General features: G+C 46.3%; 21 protein-coding genes. 14 read left to right on the top strand and 7 right to left on the bottom strand.

What is annotated here, in order from left to right; genetic code table 11:
- Window positions 1-330: 330 nt before the first annotated feature.
- Both gatA and MIC7113_RS02960 read right to left on the bottom strand, forming a co-directional pair.
- Window positions 331-1,806 (bottom strand): Asp-tRNA(Asn)/Glu-tRNA(Gln) amidotransferase subunit GatA, encoded by a 1,476-nt coding sequence (gatA, locus tag MIC7113_RS02965; RefSeq protein ID WP_015180691.1) that lies wholly within the window; start codon window positions 1,804-1,806, stop codon window positions 331-333.
- A gap of 95 nt (window positions 1,807-1,901) precedes the next feature.
- On the bottom strand, window positions 1,902-5,660 hold the full coding sequence (locus MIC7113_RS02960; RefSeq protein WP_015180690.1) for a WD40 domain-containing protein: 3,759 nt from the start codon (window positions 5,658-5,660) through the stop codon (window positions 1,902-1,904).
- A gap of 330 nt (window positions 5,661-5,990) precedes the next feature.
- On the opposite strand from MIC7113_RS02960, the gene MIC7113_RS02955 reads away from it, so the two are divergent.
- From MIC7113_RS02955 to MIC7113_RS02900, 13 genes are all read left to right on the top strand, one after another.
- Window positions 5,991-6,323 carry a hypothetical protein gene (locus MIC7113_RS02955; RefSeq protein WP_015180689.1) on the top strand — a complete coding sequence of 111 codons (333 nt, stop codon included), beginning with the start codon at window positions 5,991-5,993 and terminating at the stop codon, window positions 6,321-6,323.
- A gap of 39 nt (window positions 6,324-6,362) precedes the next feature.
- The gene (locus MIC7113_RS02950; protein WP_015180688.1) at window positions 6,363-7,028 is read left to right on the top strand and encodes a hypothetical protein; all 666 of its coding nucleotides are present in this window, start codon (window positions 6,363-6,365) and stop codon (window positions 7,026-7,028) included.
- 13 nt (window positions 7,029-7,041) lie between these two features.
- Window positions 7,042-7,509, top strand: a complete 468-nt coding sequence (locus MIC7113_RS32985) for a COP23 domain-containing protein (RefSeq protein WP_015180687.1) — start codon at window positions 7,042-7,044, stop codon at window positions 7,507-7,509.
- Window positions 7,510-7,612: 103 nt separating this feature from the next.
- Complete coding sequence (locus MIC7113_RS32980) at window positions 7,613-10,792, top strand: VWD domain-containing protein (RefSeq protein ID WP_015180686.1); 3,180 nt, start codon at window positions 7,613-7,615, stop codon at window positions 10,790-10,792.
- A gap of 188 nt (window positions 10,793-10,980) precedes the next feature.
- Window positions 10,981-11,541: a hypothetical protein gene (locus MIC7113_RS02935; RefSeq protein ID WP_015180685.1), complete on the top strand. Its 561-nt coding sequence runs from the start codon at window positions 10,981-10,983 to the stop codon at window positions 11,539-11,541.
- A 172-nt stretch (window positions 11,542-11,713) separates the two neighbouring features.
- Entirely contained in the window at window positions 11,714-12,124 is a 411-nt protein-coding gene (locus MIC7113_RS37895) for a helix-turn-helix domain-containing protein (protein ID WP_041779867.1), read from the top strand.
- Window positions 12,125-12,126: 2 nt separating this feature from the next.
- Window positions 12,127-12,624 carry an HARBI1 family protein gene (locus tag MIC7113_RS37890; RefSeq protein ID WP_041779866.1) on the top strand — a complete coding sequence of 166 codons (498 nt, stop codon included), beginning with the start codon at window positions 12,127-12,129 and terminating at the stop codon, window positions 12,622-12,624.
- Window positions 12,625-12,819: 195 nt separating this feature from the next.
- Entirely contained in the window at window positions 12,820-13,521 is a 702-nt protein-coding gene (locus tag MIC7113_RS02920; RefSeq protein WP_015180684.1) for a CAP domain-containing protein, read from the top strand.
- A 61-nt stretch (window positions 13,522-13,582) separates the two neighbouring features.
- Complete coding sequence (locus MIC7113_RS35865) at window positions 13,583-13,741, top strand: hypothetical protein (protein ID WP_155897912.1); 159 nt, start codon at window positions 13,583-13,585, stop codon at window positions 13,739-13,741.
- Window positions 13,742-13,802: 61 nt separating this feature from the next.
- On the top strand, window positions 13,803-14,180 hold the full coding sequence (locus tag MIC7113_RS02915) for a GIY-YIG nuclease family protein (protein ID WP_015180683.1): 378 nt from the start codon (window positions 13,803-13,805) through the stop codon (window positions 14,178-14,180).
- A 4-nt stretch (window positions 14,181-14,184) separates the two neighbouring features.
- Entirely contained in the window at window positions 14,185-14,391 is a 207-nt protein-coding gene (locus MIC7113_RS02910; RefSeq protein WP_015180682.1) for a hypothetical protein, read from the top strand.
- Window positions 14,381-14,896, top strand: a complete 516-nt coding sequence (locus MIC7113_RS02905; protein WP_041779865.1) for a hypothetical protein — start codon at window positions 14,381-14,383, stop codon at window positions 14,894-14,896. The genes MIC7113_RS02910 and MIC7113_RS02905 overlap by 11 nt, the downstream gene beginning before the upstream one ends.
- 270 nt (window positions 14,897-15,166) lie before the next feature.
- Complete coding sequence (locus tag MIC7113_RS02900; protein ID WP_041780391.1) at window positions 15,167-16,006, top strand: alpha/beta fold hydrolase; 840 nt, start codon at window positions 15,167-15,169, stop codon at window positions 16,004-16,006.
- A gap of 66 nt (window positions 16,007-16,072) precedes the next feature.
- Here MIC7113_RS02900 and MIC7113_RS02895 read toward each other — a convergent pair whose 3' ends face one another.
- The 5 genes from MIC7113_RS02895 to carA form a co-directional block, all read right to left on the bottom strand.
- A complete protein-coding gene (locus MIC7113_RS02895; protein ID WP_015180680.1) occupies window positions 16,073-16,360 on the bottom strand; it encodes a DUF1816 domain-containing protein in 288 nt (95 codons plus the stop codon).
- A 71-nt stretch (window positions 16,361-16,431) separates the two neighbouring features.
- Complete coding sequence (rlmB, locus tag MIC7113_RS02890; RefSeq protein WP_015180679.1) at window positions 16,432-17,718, bottom strand: 23S rRNA (guanosine(2251)-2'-O)-methyltransferase RlmB; 1,287 nt, start codon at window positions 17,716-17,718, stop codon at window positions 16,432-16,434.
- Window positions 17,719-17,741: 23 nt separating this feature from the next.
- Window positions 17,742-18,212 (bottom strand): Mini-ribonuclease 3, encoded by a 471-nt coding sequence (locus MIC7113_RS02885; protein ID WP_015180678.1) that lies wholly within the window; start codon window positions 18,210-18,212, stop codon window positions 17,742-17,744.
- Between the two features lie 139 nt (window positions 18,213-18,351).
- Window positions 18,352-18,720 (bottom strand): STAS domain-containing protein, encoded by a 369-nt coding sequence (locus tag MIC7113_RS02880; RefSeq protein ID WP_015180677.1) that lies wholly within the window; start codon window positions 18,718-18,720, stop codon window positions 18,352-18,354.
- Window positions 18,721-19,141: 421 nt separating this feature from the next.
- The gene (gene carA / locus MIC7113_RS02875; protein ID WP_015180676.1) at window positions 19,142-20,299 is read right to left on the bottom strand and encodes a glutamine-hydrolyzing carbamoyl-phosphate synthase small subunit; all 1,158 of its coding nucleotides are present in this window, start codon (window positions 20,297-20,299) and stop codon (window positions 19,142-19,144) included.
- A 223-nt stretch (window positions 20,300-20,522) separates the two neighbouring features.
- Between carA and MIC7113_RS02870 the strand changes: the two genes are divergently transcribed.
- On the top strand, window positions 20,523-21,524 hold the full coding sequence (locus MIC7113_RS02870; RefSeq protein ID WP_226883584.1) for a retropepsin-like aspartic protease family protein: 1,002 nt from the start codon (window positions 20,523-20,525) through the stop codon (window positions 21,522-21,524).
- Window positions 21,525-21,647: the final 123 nt, after the last annotated feature.

The raw sequence follows: 21,647 nt of genomic DNA, 5'->3' as shown, positions 1-21,647 counted from the left end.
TTCAGCCGATGAGAATACAGAAGATAAAACTAGACTAACGGATTTTAGGCACTATATTTAGAGGGTTTTTAATCAGCTAACTCTACATATAGGGGTACCAGCCCTTAAAAGACTAAGGACTGGAAATGTCGCTGACTAAAGGGTTTTTAGCCGCGATGCGTTTGATGATAAGTACTAAGGTACTACTACAAACTTAAGTGATGTCACTGCTATTGGATTGAGAAAAAATGACTCAAGACTCCCTTACCCTCTTGAGTCAGGGAGATCGGGAAGATTATAGACCTTCCACTGGGGAACGGGACTAGAGGCAGAACACCCTGCCCAAATAGCTCAAGGGTTAGCCGCCGACTTGATCTGAGGCGATCGCAGATGCCAGGGTGTGGATTGCTCATAAGCATAAGCCACCTGAAACAACTGGTCTTCGCGCAAGACTTTGCCAATAAGCTGTAGACCAATGGGGAGTCCACTTTCATCAAAACCACAAGGGATGCTCATCCCTGGTAACCCAGCAAGACTCACCGGGATCGTCATCAAGTCCCCTAGATACATACTCAAGGGGTCTTCTGTCTTTTCCCCAGCTTTAAAAGCCGTCGTCGGTGCTGTGGGACACACCAAGACATCGACTTGTTTAAAGGCATTCTCAAAGTCTTGTTTGATCAAAGTCCGAACTTTTTGGGCTTTGAGGTAATAAGCGTCGTAGTATCCTGCTGACAGGGCATAAGTTCCCAGCATAATCCGGCGTTTGACCTCTGCACCAAACCCAGCCGCACGAGTTTTCTTGTACATGTCAAGCAGATTTTCTGCATCAGGGACACGGATACCATACTTGACACCATCGTAGCGAGCGAGGTTGGCTGAGGCTTCACTAGGGGCAATGATGTAGTAAGTCGGCAACCCATAACGGAAGCGGGGGCAGGAGACGACATGGATTTCAGCCCCTAAAGTTTGCAGTTGATCGATCGCTTTGGTAATGGTTTGCTCGACAACGGGATCTAAACCTTCCCCAAAGGTTTCTTTAATCACGCCAATCTTGATGCGTCCCCTAGGCTGAAGATCCGGCTGAAGCGCTTTGAGGTAGTCTGGGATTTGCACCTTGAGACTGGTGGCATCGTTGGGGTCATAACCTGCAATCGCATTTAATAAAATCGCCGTATCTTCTACCGTTCGCCCAAAGGGGCCAATTTGATCTAAAGAAGAGGCAAAGGCGACCAAACCATAACGAGAAACCAGCCCATAGGTGGGTTTCATGCCCACCACGCCGCAGAACGAAGCGGGTTGACGAATTGAGCCGCCAGTGTCAGAACCCAGTGCCACCACGCACTCTTGTGCTGCTACCGCTGATGCCGATCCGCCAGAGGAACCCCCAGGCACTCGTGATACATCCCAGGGATTAGCGGTCACTTGATAGGCGGAGTTTTCGGTAGAACTCCCCATCGCAAATTCATCTAGGTTCGTTTTCCCCACCATGACTGCACCCGCTGCTTTCAACTTTTGCGTCACTGTTGACTCATAGGGGGGTACAAAATTTTCCAGAATCTTAGAGGCGCAGGTGGTGCGAATCCCCTTGGTACACATATTGTCTTTGATGCCAATGGGAATCCCCGCCAATAGGTCAATTTCTTCCCCGGCGGCGATTTTGGCATCCACTTGACGCGCCTGATCCAAGGCTTGTTCTGCTGTCACGCACAAAAAGCTGTGTAATTGCGGCTCTAGTAGCTGAATTCGGTCTAGGGCTTCTTGGGTAATTTCAACAGCCGAACGTTCTTTACAAATGAGTTGTGTGTGCAACTCACGGATGGATGCCATGCAGCCTCTCCTTTCTGACTCCAAATGCTACTTCAGTATAAGGCTGGGATGGAGCAGTCAGCAGCATTGGTGATTGAGAAGTATGCAAGCTGTCCTCATGCCAGAGATAAACACTCTCCCTCTTCCAACGCACCTAGAGCTTTTAGCGTAGCTTTTTGCGCCTCCGTTAAACCTGTAACGCCAGTAATATTCATGCCTTCATAAGGTTTTTTAGCTCTCAGAGTTCTCAGGCACTCAGCCGTTGTTACATCCCAAATCTTAATCGTCTCATCTTCACTACCACTAGCAAGAGTATGACCATTCGGACTCCAATGCACTGACCATACTGACTTGGTATGCCCGTGCAACATTTGCAGACACTTACCATCACAAACGTTCCACAACTTCACCGTTTGGTCATCACTTCCACTAGCAACAATTTGACCATTCGGACTAAAGGCAACTGACCTGATTTGATTGGTATGTCCCTGAAGAATTTGCAGACATTCACCAGTACAGACATCCCACAACCTTACCGTTTGGTCATCACTTCCACTGGCAAGGATATAGTGGTTCTCAGTTGCGTGAAGTACATCAGAAAAACCTAACCCCCCAGCCCCCTTCCCTTGTAGGTAAGGGGGAGAAAACTTCTTACTCCCCTCTCCTTGTAGGAGAGGGGTTGGGGGAGAGGTCAGACTGTATTGCACTGATGTGAGATCCGCTATATTACCTTGATGACTAAAGGCAACTGTACGCACTTTATTAGTATGTCCCTGTAAGGTGTGGAGGCATTCACCTGTGTTGATATCCCACAACCACACCGTCTTATTCTCACTTGTATTAGCAAGTATGCTGCCATCTGGACTGACGGCAACTGACCAAACCCAATCGCCGTGTTCGCCTATAGTTTTAAGATATTGACCAGTGGAAACATCCCATAATCTTACGGTTTTGTCATCACTAGCACTGACTAGCTTTGTACCATCTTGGCTGAATGCTAATGATGACACCCAATCTTTGTGCCCGGATAACGTTAAGCGGCACTTTCCTGTGCTGACATCCCACAATTTTATCTTCTGGTCATTACTAGCACTGGCTATAGTATCACCGTCTGGACTGAAGGCAACCGATCGCACCCGCCCTTTGTGCCCTGACAACGTTTGCAGGCATTCACCCGTGTTAACATCCCACAATCTTAGCTTCTGGTCGTCACTACCACTGACTAGCGTTTGACCATCTGGACTAAAGGCAACAGACCAAACTCGCTGAGTGTAACCTTGCAAAGATTTCAGGCGCTTACCTTCAGGGACGCTCCATAAACTCACGCTTTGGTCATCACTGCCTGTAGCAAGTATTTTACCATCTGGAGTGAAAGCGAGCGATCGCACTCGATAACCCTCTTCCTTTAACGTATTCAAGCATCTGCCAGTGTGGATATCCCATAATTTCACCGTGTGATCTGCACTCCCACTGGCAAGCATATTACCTTGAGGACTAAAGGCGACTGACCAAACTCGATTGGTGTGTCCCTCGAAGGTTTTGAGGTGTTCTCCTGTGTGGATATCCAATAAAATCACCTTATAGTCATCCGTGCCAATAACCAGCTTGTTCTCATCGAGACGACAGGCAATTGACCGTACTACATGATTGCGTTCCTGCCAATGTTCGAGGCATTCACCTGTACGGATATCCCATAATCTGACAATTTGATCGACACTCGCGCTCACCAACGTACTACTATCTGAACCAAACGCAACTGACCTTACCCAATGCGAATGTTCCGGCAATGTTTGTAGGCGTTCACCTGTGCTGACATTCCATAATCTCACGGTTTTGTCATCACTGCCACTGGCAAGAATTTGGCTATCTGAACTGAAGGAAAGTGACCATATCCAATTGGTGTGTCCTTGCAGAGTTTTCAGGCACTTCCCGTTGGATGCGTCCCACAACCTCACGGTTTGGTCAGTACTACCACTAGCCAAAATTTTACCATCTGGACTAAAGGCAACAGCTCTTACCCAATTAGCGTGTCTCTCACAGGTAAAAAGGAGTTGCTCGTCTGCAACGCGCCATACATGAATTTTATTATCAGTATCACCTGTAGCTAAAAGCGTTCCATCTGAGCTAATAGCTACTGACAAAATACTATCGAATATTTCCGAAAAAACAGATTTATCTAGGTTAGAGTTACGAAAATTGACATCATGCAAGTGTACTCCATCTAAGTAAGCTTGCCAAACCTTTAACTCCGAAAAATCCTCTCCACTCAAATCAATGTTGCTCTGACACAGAATATTGAGGATGTTTCCGCCTGCATACCCTAATTTGTGGGGGAATTGCTCTCTTAGGGTTGCAAGAATTTGCTTCAAATGAAGTTTTAGTGTATTTTGGTTGCCAAATTTATCTAAAAGCTTATCTAGAACTGGCTTCAGGATGAGAACAATCTGCGTTTCTCTAACGTAGTCTTTTGTCTGAGCCTTTATCAAAGCATGGCGGTTAAAAAGTGCCATTTTTTCTGTAACAATTTCCTCAAAAACCAGATTTATCAATCGGTTAGTCATGTACTCCATGACTACAGGTTGTTGAGTAAAGGATGAGGCAGGTTTATCAAGTAGCGAAGCTTTCTCGATTAGAGAGCGACGTGCCAGAGATTCTAGAGCATCTATTAATTGTGCAGGTGCGATCGGTGGTATAATATCATCTCGCAATTCTAGTAAACAAACGGGTTCGCGATTAGTTGCCAACCAGTACATAATCTCTTTTTCTAAATCTGACAAGCGACTGTATTGTTCATCGGCTAGATGACGAATATCACCAAAAACGGCTGCACCTAATTTGAAAAATTCAGCAAGATTACTGCCAAAATATTCCTGAATTGTTGCAGCGACGACGTTCAACGCTAAAGGGTTTCCTGCATAGAGCGTCATAAGTTCATTCCATTCGGAGTCTGAACCAGAGAACGTCCCCCTGGATTGAAAAAGTTCTTGCACATTTGGCTTCTCCAATCCCTCCAGTTTTAAGGATTTAATTTGTCTCCCCTCTTGTCTCCCTTCAAAAAATGCAACTTCTTTCGGTTTCTCGCGACTGGTTAGCAGCAAGCAGCTTTGATGGGGTGTTTCTCCTATCTGTCTGAATAGCTCACCATACTCTTCATATCCCTCTCGGTAGTTCCCAGCGCACTCACCACTACGGAAAATTGTGTCGGCATTGTCGAAGATGAGCAGACAGCGTGAGGAGCGTAAATAATGAATCAGTCGCGATACTTTACCGTTTGCGGTTTCTGGTAAATCGGTTTCTTGTTGGTTGGATAGGAATTTGATTGTGTCTGTCACAATCTCTGGGAAAGGTGGAGCATTGCGGAGACTTCGCCAGATGATGTACTCAAACTCACCTTGAATTTGTTGTACCAGCTTGACGGATAGAGCGGTTTTGCCAATTCCCCCCATACCTAAGAGCGCCACCAGTCGGCAGCGCTCTTTAATAATCCATTGTTGTAACTGATCTAGTTCTTTGGTGCGTCCAACGAAATAGGGGACATCGGGCGCTTCTCCCCAATCTTTGCGGGGGGTAGTGCTTGTCTTTTTACGATTGGGTTGAGTTGGAGTGCCAGCGACAACTTCTTCCCAGTTTAGCCCTAAAACTTGGCAAAATGCTCGGAAATAGTGAGGTTTGACCGCTTCTCCCTTTAGAAACCGCTTCCAAGTTCCAATCGAGACGGCAAATTGGTCTATTTCTTCCCAGTTTTTCTCTGGTTCCAGAATTTTACTGGCTTCCCTGAGCCATCGGGAGCGTTTGTCATCTATTGCCCAACCTTTTTCTTCTCTCGCTTTCTTAATTCTGTCGAGTCCTTCTGGAGAGGCTTTGAGAGTTTGCACATCTGTCTCCTGCTTTACAAACTGTCAAGTACATTTTCAGATCACTTCGCGGGAACTTGCAACTGATCCGGATTTGTGCTGGCTGAACCTGAGAGATACTTTGCAAGATGTAAAGCAATGAGTAACACGAGCGACATCTACATCAAAAGCAGATTGCCCTCAGACTGGAAGTCTGGGGCTATACAAACAAAGCCTGCCTACGCAGGCTATATATTAGTCCGCGACGGCGGACTTCGTTTGTGTAGCCGCGAATTCTATTCGCCAGGTATTTTTCTCTCATTTGATGACAAATGAACTTACCAGAAAGTACTCGAAGAAGGCAGAACAATTATGAACTTCAAACAGTTAGTTATTGCTGGATGCAGTGTTCTTCTACCTTTGGGTTTTTCTGTTTTGCGACCTAATGAGGCACAGGCTCAAGCTATGTGCGCTCGTAATCTTCCTAACGTAGTCAAGGGATACCGTGCCTATTATTTCGATCCTAATCGCCAAATAGGTTGCTATCAGGGTTGGTGGCATAGGTATAGAGGTACTCCTAGTTTTGAAGGTGCTTGGTGGGCTGTCAATTCTACTTTGTCATTTGTCGGACCATCAGCAGGTTTATATGACCTTAATCCTATCGGTGCTCAACAAGTCCTCCCTATTCGTGTGAATTTACGCTGACGTTGAATTATCCATAGTGACCAAACAAGGATTGTGATTATGACTCAGAACAACACTGGAAAGTTTAGTTTTACGGGTTTTGGGTTGGTTGGTTTGCTTGCTTTAATTGTTTTAGGCGGTGGAGCTTTACTTCTTAATCAAAATAGCCCGACATTTTCAGTTGAAGGAGGCAAAGTCGGTGATGTTAAAGGAGGCGAAGGAGGTAAAGGAGGCGATTCAAGCACTACCAATATCTATGGCTCTGGCACTAATCAGAAAGGTGATGGGAATCAATCCTCTAGCCTATCTGCTTCACAAGAAACATCACCAGCAACTAATCAATCTTCTCAAGCCAACAATAGCGCTCAAAACGTTAATGATACAGCCAACAATGTGGTGTGGACTCTAACCTACCCTGTTTATCGACTAGAACAAGATAAGTGTTCTTTGAAGGGTAAAGATTCAGTCAATATAACCCAGACCCAAGGAAGTTTGTATTTTGGTGGTGGGACAAATGGCTACGGTGATACGAGCATTAGGGGAACAATTACTCCCAATGGTCAAGTTAATTTATCCTTGTCGGGGAATAAGGGAGGTATTGATTTTGTAACATTTGAAGGTGCAAATCCAACGAACAGTCAAAACTTGAATGCAACAGTCATTACAGGTAAGGTCACAACGCCTAATTGCCCTAATGATACGTTTCAACTGAGCAAGGGAAATTGACAATTAACTATCTATGAAACTTCAATCACTTACACCAGTTTTGACGGTAGTAGCAATAACTCCTGGTTTGACGATTAGCACCGAACCCAGTCAAGCACAAAGCAATCCTGCTCCAGATCAAAGGGGATTTTACTGCGATACTTCGACAGGTGTGCCAATGACAATGTATCAAAATGCTGGGGGTAGTGTAGAGCGTTGGATTGAATGGAGTTCTGGTGCGTTTAGCCGGAGTGGATATAGTCCGTTAACTCGTTGTCAGAAAGTTAGTGAACGCCTAGAAACCCAGCGCCGTGCTGGAAGGCTAAAGTACATTACTTCAAGTATGCAAAAGAGTCTACCTGTCGTCTGTACGGCTACAGATGGGGGTGAATGTGATGTCATGCTATTTACGCTTAGGCGACGGGAAGATGTGGTTCCCGTTATGAGTAAGCTTCTAGCTTTGCGAGAGGGAGTCAAAGGAGTACCTCCTCTGCGGTTGTAGAAGTACTCAACTGTTTCTGTTTGACTGCACGGAATAAATAACTCGCGCATCTACCAGGTATTAGGTAAACGCTGCAAAAATTACTCAACCTATTGGATAAGTTATGCGCCAGATTCGCTTCGCTGCGATCGCTTTTATGGGTTTAGTTGCTGCGATCGCAAGTTCTTTCATTGACCCAGGCACTTTTTTCCACCGCACTCTCTCCTTTACACTCTGTTCGGTTCTCGGTTTTACTTCCAATCTTTGCTATGCGAACTTGGCTAGGAACTCTGGCGATCGTGCAGTTGCTGCTATTCCTCCCAAAGAGCAAACACAAAATACTGCCCCAGCGCTTGATTTTTCTCCTTATTTCCAGTCAACTCGACCAGAATTTGAGGGGTCTGAGCCTACTACTAAGCCAGAAACTTCTAATCCACCCAGTAACTCTAGCCCTCCTCAGCCATCACCTTCTGCACCTATAAATACTCCTAGCTCTAGCGATCGCACTCCAGAACCGAGTAGGCTTGTTCCGGGAAGCAGTGGTACAAGTAATGAACCTTGTAATCCTACCTTACTAACTGCTTCTGCCCAGCCAGCAAAAGAGGTCATCGTTAAAGGCGTGCCAACAAGCTTCAAAGAGTTGGTTGCCAGGGTCAACTCTGAGGGCAGCAACGAACTCTTCCCAACAGTGGCCAGACGCCTCGAAAACGGCAATGTTGGTGTAGCTGTTCCAATACATCCAACTAAGGGTGTAGTAGGAGGGAATGTACAACTATCTATATCTAGTGGGAATACAACCTGTTCAGTCTTGAGCTTCAAGATCGACCCGCTAACTCCAGCACCTGGCACTACACAACGCATGTTTGCCAAACAGCAGGAGTTTGCTGACCAGATGTATAAAGCTTTTGGTGTTAGGCGTGCTGAGTTGCTTGGCGATCCGAAAAGTTTGCCAGAGGAAGCCTTGCCACTTGCTACAGTTCAGTATTTATTAGATCACCCTCGCAATCCTAATTCTCTCAAGGCAATCTTAGCAGGGACTGCTCCAATCTTGAATGGACAGAAACCCGATATTCAAATTTTAGATGGAATAGTAGCAAACAGCGGCATGATTGAAACACTTGATTCTCTGCTCAAAAGAGTCTCTCAACTTCTTACACTCTCTAGTGATACCCTGAATGAGAATTCACTAGTAGCATTTAACCCTCTAAAGACCTTTGCCGTCAAAGATTCTTTCCTGAAAGAGCATTCACTGACAAAAACACAAATGAAACAGGCTTCTATAGTTAAGAAGCTTCTAGATACGACGAATCCTGATGTATTGGCTAGGTACTGTCAGCTTTATGATTACGGAGCTATAAAAGACGATCCTCTATATCAGTCCGTAACTTTCCTTGCTGGTCTGATTACAACAGCAATGAGTATAGCAATCCCTGGAGGTGGTTCGGCGGTTTCTCTGGCAGTTTCGATTGGTATGTTTGCAGTCAACATGGTTCTTAAAGCAATGGAAGCATGGATGCCTTTCTATGTAGAAAAATTTACTTTTGATATAGACAAACCATCACTAGATTTAGCAGATAATAGAACAGGACGTTGGAATAATGTCATAATTCAGACTCGTAGCAAGGGCGGATCAGTTGATATGTCGGATATTATCGATGCTCTTATGATTGCTATGGGAGTGAAAGGAAAAATTGGAGAGGCTGCTGAACTATCAAAAATAGCTAGATTGCAAAACCAAGTAGATGAAACTGCCAGAATCTTGGATGATGCAAGAGAGACTTACTTTCGGGCATTTCAGGCAAAGAACGGTGTGCAGAGAACTGGTTTAACATCTGCCGCTCAATTGGATTCAGAACTGGCATCAGCCCAAAGAAACATGGATCGTGCTTCTGACCAATGGAATGAAGCGAGGAGGACACTGCAAGCAGCAAAGCTTGAACAAGACTCAGCACTGCAAAAAATTGGAGAGGTCTTGGATAAGATTGATTCAATCCTCAACGGTACGCTCAGTTACATAGGTGGTGAAGCCAATCGAAAGATAATACCAATAAAGCCTCTTTACTACTCACAAGTAACTTTATACAGCGCTCAAAATCCCAGCACAAAATATATCTCTACTCAAATGCGCCGTGCGGCTGTTAGTTTAGAGTCACAAAATGTTTATCAATCAATAAACAGGGGCGATTCAGATTTAGTTATTTCTCCTAAATTTGGCTCTGTTAAAGGTGCTTGTGAAACGTGGAGTCCTGAAACCAAGAAGGTAGGTTCTGTAGAGTATGCAAAAAGAATTGTTGTTAACGATAAAAATGACCCTAAACCACAGGATGGAGGAGGGGAAACTTGGGGTGAACCTCACCTAGTAACCTTCGATCGCCTAAAATACGACCACCATGCAGTTGGAGAATTCATCCTTGCTAAATCCACCGATGGTAATTTTGAAATCCAAGTCCGTGAAGCGGCTGTTCCTGCTTCATCCCAAGTCGCCCTAAATACCGCAGCCGCGATGAAAGTTGGTAACACTCGCGTAGCCTTCTATGTCAAAGATTTCCCCGACTCAGACACCACCAATTCCCTACGAGTTGATGGAAAACCAACAGTGATACAAGGCGGCTCTCTATCTTTACCAGGAGGCGGCTCTATCTCTCAAGTGAATCAAGGCAGTTACATCGTTGAGTGGCCTACAGGTGAACGGGTAGGTGTCAAAGTAGACAATTTTGGAAGTTCTGCCCTATTAGATATCAACCCCGCTTTACCGCAGACACGGCAGGGACAGCTCATTGGATTACTCGGTAACTTCAACGGCAACCCGGATGATGACCTAAAAAGCCGTGATGGGAAAATTTTACCTCCACAATCAACCATTAATCAGGTTAGCCAGATTACCCAGAATCTCACCCATTGGGTGCCCATACCGCTCAACCAAGTCGAATCCCTGTTTCTAGAGCAATTGCACAAGCAGTTTGGCGATAGTTGGAGGATTAGCCAACAAGAATCTCTCTTTGACTACGCCCCAGGTAAAAACACAGAAAGTTACACGAATCGTGCATTTCCCAATGGCTTCCAGGTACTAAGAATGTTATTGCCTGCTCAGGTACAAACCGCAGAAGCTGCTTGTCGGCAAGCCGGAGTACCTTCAGAGCGGTTAGAAGGCTGCCTCTTCGATGTGGGTGTAACTGGAAATGCCGATTTTGCCAAAGTTGCAGCTAACGCCCTCACCAATGTCGTCAGGGATCGGGTTGAACAACAAATTCGCGATCGCATTCCTGTTCCAGGTGGTATTAAAATCCCTGGCTTGCCTTTTTAGAGCAATTAGGGCTGTTTCATTCTCCTGCAAATCGCCAGGGACTTAAGTCCCTCATCTTATAGCCAAAGTCGTCTAAAGACGACTCAACTCCTGATTATTAGTCCTCTTAAGAGGACTTTAGCTATGAGACAGGGGTTGAAACCCCTGGCGGATGAACGCTACATCGTCACTAATCTTTGAGGAAATTTATGCATCGGCTTCAATTTTCGGCAACAGTACTTGTTAGCCTACCAACAGTCTTAGGAGTTGGAATTTTAACGCCCATCCTCATCTCCCCCGCTGTCTCTCAATCAATACAGATAGCTCAACGCCCAGAATTCACCATGCCTGACTCAGGAGACAATTCCACAACTCCCCCCACCAGTGAAGCACCACAGACTACATCCAGTCCCATGCCTTCGACTACCCCTACATCTGCACCAACTCCTAACCCTAAACCAGCGCAAACTGCCACTCAAAACTTAACTGGGGATTGGGTTGCCGTCATCATTGACAATAGCGGCAAACCTGACTTTAAGCATAAAAACAGCCTGACTCAGAATGGTAATCAACTACAGCTTGTATCCGGCATTTCTGGAGACACCTTCACTGGCACAGTCTCCGGTCAACAAGTTCAAATCAAATTTGCCAATGGTAATAATGCAGGAACGATTAGCAGCGATGGTAATCGCATCCAATTCCCTGACTTGTTGATGGTGAGGCTTGGCTCAACTGGATGTCAAACCTATGAAGCCTGCCAAATCCCCTAAATCATCTCTGTTGCTGCTGGATTAAAAGGCGATCGCATCTGACTTTAACTCAAAGATTCCATTGTGGTGCAGCTACCCAATCTAGAAAACGTATTAGACATCTCCGAAATATAATTAAAAACCGAAAATAAAGTGGTAATATTATAATTTACTTTTTAATTTTTACAGTAAAATGAGTAATATACCAGAGTACCTTGAAAAAAATCAACAAGAAAGTAAACGATTAATTGGACTAGAGTACGAACAGTTACAGCAATTAATAGCTGCCGCTGAATTATTACATCAACAGAAAGATATCGAGATTGAGCAAAGAAAAGTAAGGATAAACAAGGCAGGAGGAGGTAGAAGACCAAAACTATCAGTCAAAGACCAAATAATATTAACTTTGGTATATCTACACCCGGAGCCAACATTCCAGATGCTAGGAGTCCAGTTCGGAGTTAGTGAATCAACAGCGAATGACATATTTCACTACTGGTCAGAGCTATTGAGGGAATTGCTGTCTGCTAGTCTGCTGGAACAAGTAAAAAAAATCCCGGTGAGTATAAATGGGTGCAAGAAATTCTCGCCGAGTTGGAGTTAATAGTGGATAGCTGTGAACAGCCAATACCGAGACCCAAGGACTATCAAGAACAAAAAAAGTTTTATTCAGGCAAAAAGAAAAACCATACTTTGAAAAATCAATTAATTGTCACACCAAATGGACAAGAGATTGTAGATGTTATAGTGGGAAAGCCAGGGCCGACTAGCGACATAAATATTTGGAGAGAAGGTCAATCCAAGTTAGCTCCAACACAAAAATTCAAAGGAGATAAAGGCTATATAGGAGAAGTCCAAATAGAAACTCCTCAAAAAAAGCCGAGAGCCAGGGAATTAAGCCAAGAAGAAAAACAAAAAAATCGAGAGAAAGCGAGTGAGAGAATATTTGTTGAACACGTAATTAGATTACTAAAGATTTTCCGTGTAGCCCAAGAAAGGTTTCGCCTAAGAGCCAAGAGTTATCAGAGAATAATTCTTCTAGTGTGTGGATTAGTCAGATTAAGGATTGGGACGTTATTTATAAATAGCTCAGTCTGCGACTAAATCGATAAACATTTTAGATAAAAAATAGATATATTTGGGATAATTATTGATTTGAATTAGCTGTAGCCCTAATAAAAACGTTGAAATGGTTCAAATTACCCGGCTGCGTTAAATACTTCAAAAGCAGTCAGAGACTGCTTTTGGCTATTTTCGGAGATGTCTATTGAATCATGTCAATAATTCGTGAGGTAGACTATGCGCCGAGTTCAATTTTGGGCATTTGCTCCACTTACCCTACTAGCCACTTTCTCTTCCACTAGCTGGGTTGTGGCAAGTACAAACCTCAACTACACCCCAGCGGAACTTTCGCCTAAAACAACTATTCTCCTGGCTCAGGCAGATAATTTAGGACAGGCGGTGCTTGATGAGATCAACCAAGTGCGCTCCAACCCATCCGCCTACGCGGACTTGATTGAGCGTACAAGAAACTCAATCCGAACTCAGGAAGGTTCGAGTGTAATCGATGAAACCATTCAATTTCTGCGCTTAACTCCTCCTAAACCCCCCCTGACTAGCTCTAGAGGACTGACCCAAGCTGCCAGAGATCACGTCAACGACCAAAGACCAAAAGGCAGTATCGGTCACGATGGCAGTGATGGCAGCAATCCTGGCACTAGAATCAATCGCTACGGCTCCTTTCAAACAACATGGGGCGAAAATATTAGTTACGGGATGAACAAGGCTCGATCTGTAGTGATGCAGTTACTTATTGACGACGGGGTTCCTAGTCGCGGTCACAGAAAAAGCATTGTTGACCCAGATTATCGAGTGGCTGGAGTTGCCTGTGGCTCTCACGCTCGGTACCGCACGATGTGCGTGATTGATTATGCTGGGGGATACACCGAACGCGACAGTAAAAGTTCTAATTTAGGAGGCTACTTGGCTAAATGGGAGTGAACGCTCCTCTTGTTCAGCTAAGTTAGGTGCGATCGCTCTTTCCCTATTTTCACCTAACCTTATGAGCGATCGCATGACGTATCGGGCACCAACACTCAACAAACGCGATCGCTCCTTGTTGCAGCAAGTTGAGGGTGCGAGCGCCTTAAATGCACCTAGCCTCAATTTTCTGGTAACTCAGTCTCTATTTGGGTTTTCCAAAACCAACTCTATAGCTTGATGTTAGGCTGTGACAAAATTTATGGGAACATAATTTCTGTGCAATCAGCCTTCTTGCTTGGATGCCGACAAACGACTCTGAACTGCAAGCCCAGGCTCGAAAAATCCTGGATGCAATCGCCTTCACTCCCTTTGAGCAATGCCAGCCCTTGAGCCGCGAGTTTGACAACATTCCTACTCGTCCTGGCATCTATGCAATCAGACACAAAACTGATGGATTACTTTACATCGGTAAAACCAAGAGTCTACGTGGACGCTTCAGTGGTGGGCACAAAGCCTTTTTATGGGCATGGCTAGACAAATATAGTGATGAGGACATTCGGATTGCAATGCAGACAATTTCTCACTGGGGTAACCCTGCGTTACTATTGGAGCTAGAAGCCATCATCTTGAGAGCCACAGAACCCCCTTACAACGTCCAAATTCCAACCGAAAGGTGAAGCTATGCAAGCCAAACATCAGGAGCAACTTTCTCCCGCTGATGCCGAAATCATCTTGAAACGCTTACCTGAACGAATTCGCTCTGCTCTAATTGCTCGTGCTGCTGAAATTGAATATCCAATTGAAGCAGTCATTGAGATGGCGATCGCCAGTTTCCTAGACACAGAGGCATTAGGTTTTGTAGATTGCAAACCGGGACGTGGATTATAAAGGAGAGATCGCGGCGGCTTTCGTGATTCCTACCAAAGAAAACTCAACCTACGGGCAAGTAAGTCAGGCATTGAGGAATGTGCTACCCGTACCTGCGCTCCTTAATCAGGCAGAAAAAATCTTCTTTGACGTAGTTTACAAAGAATTCGGAGATAGTTGGCGCATTAGTCAAGCCGAATCTTTGTTTGACTACCCACCCGGTAAAGATACAGGCACATTTACCAACCGCAGCTTCCCGAATTCCTACCTATCCCTAAACTCGTTGCTACCCCCTCAAATCCGCAAAGCCGAAGAGATTTGTCGCCAAGCAGGAGTAGAATCAGAACTGATGGATGGCTGCATCTTCGATGTCGGTCAAACAGGAGATGCCAGTTTTGCCAAATCTGCCGCGAACGCCCTCCTTGATACAGCTAAAGACAGACTCCTTCAAGAACTCGGTAACAAGATTCCAGTTCCACCACTACCTGTTCCAGGTGGTATTAAAATCCCTGGCATACGGTTTTAGAGCACAGTTTCCACTAATACCAATTTCATAAATGTTTGCTACAGATGCTGCTCTAGCTCCCCCCTTATTAAGGGGGGTTGGGGGGGTCGATGTGTAGCGCTATTTTAGGAAATTGGTATAACCTCTTAAATTCTCCCGAACAGATCCCCGACTACAAGCGAAAAGTCGGGGATCTGGGTGCGATCAGCCTATTTCACCTATCTTCGTCGCTACAACGGATTAAGCTGGAATGAGTTCAATAGTCCAGCTAGAACCTTAGAGCTAGTATCTGTGCCTGAAGTATCTTCTCAATCTATCAACCTTAACGTTCATGTCAAAGGCGAAGGATTTCCCATACTCTGTCTGCACGGTCATCCGGGATTGGGTAGGAGTATGTCCGTCTTTACCAATCACCTCTCCCACCGCTTCCTGACTCTCGCTCCCGATTTACGGGGATACGGCAATAGTCGAGCTCAGTTCGACTTTATGATGACTGATCACTTGATTGACTTGGAAGCTCTTCTAGACCGCTTTCAGATTGACCGTTGTCTTGTCCTTGGCTGGTCACTGGGAGGAATTCTCGCCATGGAACTCGCCCTAAAACTCCCCAAACGAGTCAGCGGCATGATTTTGATCGCCACAGCCGCCCGACCGAGAGGGAGTCATCCACCCATTAGCTGGGAGGATAATCTTTACACGGGGATTGCTTCGCTGATCAATCGGGTGGTGCCTGGGTGGCAGTGGAATATTGACACGTTTGGCAAGCGATCGCTTTATCGCTACCTAATCCAACAACATACGCCTCAGGCTTATGAGTACCTCGCCTTTGAAGCCATGTCAGCCTATTTACAAACCTCAGCCGCTGCCACAAGAGCGCTTAACCTTGCGTTGAAATCTGGATATAATAGGCTTCCTGACTTAGAAAAAATTCAATGTCCCTGCTTAGTGATGGCTGGGGCAGGGGATAGGCACATCACGATGGAATCGAGTCGCGAGACGGCTCAACATCTCAAGAATAGCCAGTGGCAGTGCTACCCCAATACAGCCCACCTCTTTCCCTGGGAGATTTCCCAGCAGGTACTCAGGGACATTGATGGATGGATTCAAATCAATCCTCAAGTCCTAACTTAGTGAACCCCCGGCGGCTGACGATTCTAACACCCTGATTGACCGGAAGTTTTGTCCTACCTCAGTAGACTAAGACGCTTGTCGGCTGAAGGTATGCATGGATTGAAACTCAAGTTGCTCCCCCAAGTCTTCCTCAAAAATCGTCAGGTTATTCGGTTTGCAGCGCAGTATTTTTACGATCATGCCTTGTGCCCCTTCGTTTTCTAAGTCTTCAATGTATCCGCCCTGGGCTGCCACTGCCTCTTGCTCGTTAAAGAAAGGTCCGAAGTAGTAAGTGCAGCGGGGATTGTCGGTAACAATTTCAACCCAAAAAGCCAATCCCAAGAATTGGAGAATCTTGATCAAAACTTCTTTCATGCTGTTTTCCTGATACACGGGATACTATGTTGTCTTTTTATATCGCGATTTTTACATTTTTTTATACTACCTCACACTTCTTTTTTGAACGTATCTTTGGGCAGAGTGTCCAGGTAAAGTATATTTGACCAACGCTGGCGGTAAGTCTCGTACAAAGTCATTGCTGTCGCTACTGAGGCATTGAGGCTGGGGGTCTTGCCCTGTAGAGGAATTGAAACCAGAACGTCACAGCAGCGTTGCGTGAGCAAGCTCAAGCCACTCCCTTCTGAGCCTACGACTAATACTATCGGGCCTGTAAATTGAACGGTGTGTAGTAGTTTACCGTTTCCTGCTGCCATGCCATAAATCCAAAAGCCAGCGGCTTTTAAGTCCTCTAGAGCGCGACTGAGATTGACCACCCTGGCAATAGGGAATGTTTCTAAAGCTCCTGCGGCGACTTTTACGACAGTGGAGGTCACACCGACCGCTCGACGTTGAGGAATAATTAAACCTTGAGCACCTAGGGCTTCTGCCGTGCGAATAATGGCTCCTAAATTATGGGGATCGTTGATCCCATCACACACGATGAGTACCGGTTGCTCGGCTGACAATTTAGCCTTTGTGATTAAATCCCCTAAATCCTGATAGGGGTAAGGGGCGACTTGAGCTGCAACACCTTGATGATTGGCTCCCTCCGTAATTTGGCTGAGGCGGCGTGGCTCTACTTCATCAATGATCGTACCGTTCGCTTTGGCTTGGAGCAATAAGGAATGAAAACGGGGATCGTAGCGCAGTTGGGGCAGAATCCAAACTCGGTTTAGCTGGCGCTGGTTTTCCAAGGCGGCAAGGACGGGATGACGCCCATAAATTAAGTCAGTGTCCTCCGATGTATCCGTCCCAGAAGTTGCATCGGGATGAGTTGGCTCAAAATTGGGCGAATCTTGACGCTCTTTGTGTACCGACTTGGATGGAATGTGTCGCTTAGCCTGTGTTGGGTAGGTGTTCCCCCCTCTATCTCTATCTCTATCTCTATCTTTGTCTGTATCCCTGTCTCTGTGTCTAGCCTCATAGGGTGACTCAAATTTAGCCCCCCTTGGCTCTGGTCGAGACCCGGACTTTTGGGGATGGGGCTTACCCTTACCAGCATGACGCCGCTCTATTCGGTCTGCGGGAGCTCCTTGGGAATGGCGTAGTTTTGGGCCAGAGGATTGAGGGCGAGAGGGCTTTCCCGGCTTGGGCTTGTCTGTGTAGCTGCGCTCTTGTCGGTCAGAGGGTTTATCTTGAGCCGAGGAAAATTTGCGATTCTCACGCGAGTCACGAAAGGGTTTCCCTCGCTTGGGTTTGCCGGTAGCGTGAGGGCGGCGGTCTGGTTTAGGCATCTTGTTAGAGTGTTATGACTTTATTAACGGGGATCGAGGTCTAAATGAGCCAATAGCTGAGTCAGACGCTGGGGATCAGTAAGATATAGGTATCCGAGTAACGTCTCCAAGCTCGTCGCTTGTTGATAAATTTTGCGGTCAAGACGTCGGGGATGTCCTGTGGCGGCATTGCGCCCACGTCGTAAAATTTGTAATTCGGGATCGGTAAGGTGAGGTTCGAGCGATCGCAGGATTTTAGCTTGACTTTCCGCTCTGACTTGAGCGACTACCTGCTGATGATAGTCACAAGGGCGTCTAGGTGGTAGTAGATAACAGGTTCGGATATAAAGTTCGTAAACCGCGTCTCCTAAATACGCCAGGGAGGCTGGTGACACTTGTTGAATGCGGGATGGAGAAATCGTGATAGTGCTCAATTGCTGGAATCGCACTTCCGCCCACGAGAGCGCCGACTGAGTTGTCAAAACTTTTGAACTCTCTTCCTCCTCTGATGTCACAACTTTTGCCCGACCTCTCTCTAAATTTTAGCGTTGCCTGGAATAGTCTCTTACATTAGAAGGCTCAAAAGTCAACGGTTCCCTTCACAGAGCAAAGGCGGGTTTGCCACCCGCCCTCTAATTTCTCTGCAAGGTTTCGTCAGCTTCCCTTGATATTCTCTAAAGCTTCCTCAACAGAGGGTTGCAGCGAGAGAAATTTTTCCAGGCGTACCAGCTTGACGGTTTGAGTTACACGGGGATTCGTTACAATTTGTAATGTGCCCCCGGCGCTTTGAGCTTTCTTCACTAACTGCACCAAAGCACCCAAGCCAGAGCTATCGACAAAGTCAATCTTGGAAAGGTCCAAGACAATATTTGTCGGTCCCTCATCAATATGTTTACTGACTACCTTACGGAAGGTAGCTTCCGAAAAGGCATCTAACAATCCAGTGAGGCGGAAAAGTTGGCTATTTTCCCTAACTTCGCGAGTGCCCCTTAAGCTGACTGTCAGGGTTAGTGGCTCAGGAATAACACCCTCCTAGCTGTAGCGTAACAACATGATAATTTTGGCATTTATACGACCCAGCCTGTGGCTTTAACCCAGGAGTCTTGGGCTGAGCTTGCTTCCCCAAACAGATATTAATTCCTCTTGTTTTGGATTTACACAGCATTCCCGATCCTCGCCGAGTTATTCCTAGGTTTAGGTTCCGGTATGTTCCACCGTAGGGTCGATGCTTTGCCTAGACTTATCGGCCTTATTATAAAGTGCCGAAGCGGCCTAAGGCTTGTTTCGGACAGACTCCTACGCCGTATGCAATAGTATAGCGAGAAGTTCCCGTTTAATCTAAAGTACCTTGAAATTTTTGGCAAGGTTTTTCTGGCGAGGAGGGACATCCTTCCTGAGGAGCCGATTCACTCTTGTTAAGGAATTGAACAGCTTGGCAAGATGCTTAACTGGCAGATTGCAGGGATTGGCTTGAGCGCATTGTTTGCACAAACTGCTCAAAAAGATAGTCTGCATCATGTGGGCCTGGGCTGGCTTCAGGGTGGTACTGTACCGAAAAGAAAGGTAAAGATTTATGACGCAATCCAGCCACAGTGCGGTCATTCAGGTTGAGGTGAGTAATTTCCACCTCAGCGTCTAAAGTATCAGCGTTAATCGCAAAACCATGATTTTGACTGGTGATTTCCACCTGCCGCTGTAATCCAGCCGGGTGATTTAAGCCGCGATGACCAAATTTCAGCTTAAAGGTTTCTGCCCCCATAGAAAGACCGAGAATCTGGTGTCCCATGCAGATGCCAAACACGGGTTTTTCTTGCTTTAGCAAAGCCTTGGTGGTTTCAATTCCTTCACTGACAGCAGCGGGGTCTCCTGGCCCATTAGAGAGGAAAATCCCATCTGGATTATGTTTGAGAATTTCCTCTGGAGATGTATCCGCTGGAACGACGATGACACGGCAACCGTAGCTGGCTAGACGCCGCAGGATGTTGCGTTTGATGCCAAAGTCTATGGCTACAACCGTCAGGAGTTCGCGATTGTTCCCATCAACAACGGGACCAAACTCCCAATGACTATCGGTAGGATCAGACCACTCGTAGACTTCTGTGGTTGTCACTTCCCGAACCAGATTTAATCCAGCCATACTAGGAGCAGCCGTCACTTGCTTCAGCAATTCCCCAGCATCAAGGATTTCGGTGGAAATGCCGCCGTTCATCGCACCCGATGAACGAAGTTTTCGGGTTAGGGATCTGGTATCAATGCCGTAGATTCCAGGGATGTTGCGTTCTTTTAAATAGTCGGGCAAGGACTGAGTGGAACGCCAATTACTTGGACGCCAACAAATATTACGAGCAATCGCGCCCCGGATATGAGGATGTGCAGATTCCTCATCCTCTGGGTTGACCCCTGTATTGCCTAATTCGGGATAGGTAAAGGTGACAATCTGACCACAGTAGCTGGGGTCGGTTGCCACCTCCTGATAACCCGTCATGGCAGTGTTAAACACAACCTCTCCAATGGCGGTGCCAGTGGCTCCAAAAGACCAACCCTGGTAAGATGTCCCATCTGCCAGTACGAGCAGAGCAGGTGTAGCTGCTGAAACAGGCATAAGCAGTTATATCGTGGTGAGTGGTTGGTTGTTAGTAGTCAGTAGTCAGTGGATGAAATAACGACAGACAACTAATAACTGACGTGCTATTATCTCACGCTTGACTGAGGCATGAGAGGTTTTGTGACGCTTAATTGTGATGAGGCGATAACAACGCTCACTTTCCCAGTATGAGGTCTGAAAATCTCTTCGGACAGCTTGAGCGGAACTGCATCGCCGCTCAATGGCACGTTTAAACTGGAAAATGGACAGTTCATCAGAGCCATCAACGCCCATGCCCTCTCAGAAGCGTGCCCCTATCCTTCTACTTTCAGGCACCTTATCCCTGACCCATGTGGCTTGTAGCCAGGTCAATTCTTTGTGGAGTCCAACGGAACCGACGGTGCCAGTGGCTAACACTCCGACTCCCAGTCCCGCTACACCTTCACCCGTTAAGTCTTCACCCATTGCTACACCGATAACCCAACCCACCATTGACCCAAAGCAGGCTTATGATCGGGCGATGGATGCTGCCTACAGTGCTGAAACAATTGCTGAATCGGCTCAGTCTGTCGGTGATTGGCAATTAGTAATCACTCGCTGGCAAGAGGCGATCGGGTTATTGAAGAAGGTGCCGTCTTCGAGTTCTTATCATGCGATCGCTCAACCGAAAATTGCACAATACCAGCGAAATCTAGGCGTAGCTCAACAAAAAGCCAGTCGCCCTGGTTCCAGTGCCTCATCAAACACAGAAATTCCTATTTCACCCGGAGCCGTCTTTGAGCCATCATCACCCACCCCAAGCCCAACGTCTAACTCCAAAACCCCTGAGACAGCAATACCGGGTGCAACACCTAAAACCAATACAGACCAAAAAGGGGTGTTTACAGCCCCGATCAAACGCCGCCAAAGCGGAACCCCAGTTATTGATGTTACTTTTAATGGCACACAAACCTTCGAGATGGTAGTTGACACAGGGGCAAGCGGTACTGTGATTACCCAAGCCATGGCAAAAAGCCTCAACATTGTTCCCAATGGCACAGTGACAGCAAATACCGCAAGTGCTAAAGGGGTTACGTTTCGCACAGGCATCGTTGAATCCATTGCCGTTGAGGGAGCTGTAGAACAGAAGGTGCGAGTCAGCATTGGTGGAGCCGATCTCGATATGGGGCTACTGGGTCAAGACTTCTTCAGTCAATATGACGTTTCGATCAAACAAGATGTGGTTGAATTTCGTAGTCGCTAGAACACCAAGCTCTTAGGCGATGGGATAAGCTGGTTTACATTCAAGAAAAAAGCGATCGCCTCTCATGGTTTCAACCAATCCAGCCAGAATGCGATCGCCCTTTGGACTGTGCTATGAGCAATC

Source organism: Allocoleopsis franciscana PCC 7113, from assembly GCF_000317515.1.
Classification (GTDB): domain Bacteria; phylum Cyanobacteriota; class Cyanobacteriia; order Cyanobacteriales; family Coleofasciculaceae; genus Allocoleopsis; species Allocoleopsis franciscana.
This window is presented reverse-complemented; position numbering and strand designations above follow the sequence as displayed.

Excerpts from the sequence above, each read along its gene's own strand:
- MIC7113_RS02895 (WP_015180680.1), bottom strand. The coding sequence starts at position 16,360 with ATGAAAGAAGTTTTGATCAAGATTCTCCAATTCTTGGGATTGGCTTTT.
- rlmB (WP_015180679.1), bottom strand. The coding sequence starts at position 17,718 with ATGCCTAAACCAGACCGCCGCCCTCACGCTACCGGCAAACCCAAGCGA.
- gatA (WP_015180691.1), bottom strand. The coding sequence starts at position 1,806 with ATGGCATCCATCCGTGAGTTGCACACACAACTCATTTGTAAAGAACGT.
- MIC7113_RS32985 (WP_015180687.1), top strand. The coding sequence starts at position 7,042 with ATGAAACTTCAATCACTTACACCAGTTTTGACGGTAGTAGCAATAACT.
- MIC7113_RS32980 (WP_015180686.1), top strand. The coding sequence starts at position 7,613 with ATGCGCCAGATTCGCTTCGCTGCGATCGCTTTTATGGGTTTAGTTGCT.
- MIC7113_RS02915 (WP_015180683.1), top strand. The coding sequence starts at position 13,803 with ATGCCGACAAACGACTCTGAACTGCAAGCCCAGGCTCGAAAAATCCTG.
- MIC7113_RS37895 (WP_041779867.1), top strand. The coding sequence starts at position 11,714 with ATGAGTAATATACCAGAGTACCTTGAAAAAAATCAACAAGAAAGTAAA.
- carA (WP_015180676.1), bottom strand. The coding sequence starts at position 20,299 with ATGCCTGTTTCAGCAGCTACACCTGCTCTGCTCGTACTGGCAGATGGG.
- MIC7113_RS35865 (WP_155897912.1), top strand. The coding sequence starts at position 13,583 with ATGAGCGATCGCATGACGTATCGGGCACCAACACTCAACAAACGCGAT.
- MIC7113_RS02955 (WP_015180689.1), top strand. The coding sequence starts at position 5,991 with ATGAACTTCAAACAGTTAGTTATTGCTGGATGCAGTGTTCTTCTACCT.
- MIC7113_RS02920 (WP_015180684.1), top strand. The coding sequence starts at position 12,820 with ATGCGCCGAGTTCAATTTTGGGCATTTGCTCCACTTACCCTACTAGCC.
- MIC7113_RS02935 (WP_015180685.1), top strand. The coding sequence starts at position 10,981 with ATGCATCGGCTTCAATTTTCGGCAACAGTACTTGTTAGCCTACCAACA.
- MIC7113_RS02910 (WP_015180682.1), top strand. The coding sequence starts at position 14,185 with ATGCAAGCCAAACATCAGGAGCAACTTTCTCCCGCTGATGCCGAAATC.
- MIC7113_RS02950 (WP_015180688.1), top strand. The coding sequence starts at position 6,363 with ATGACTCAGAACAACACTGGAAAGTTTAGTTTTACGGGTTTTGGGTTG.
- MIC7113_RS02870 (WP_226883584.1), top strand. The coding sequence starts at position 20,523 with ATGGCACGTTTAAACTGGAAAATGGACAGTTCATCAGAGCCATCAACG.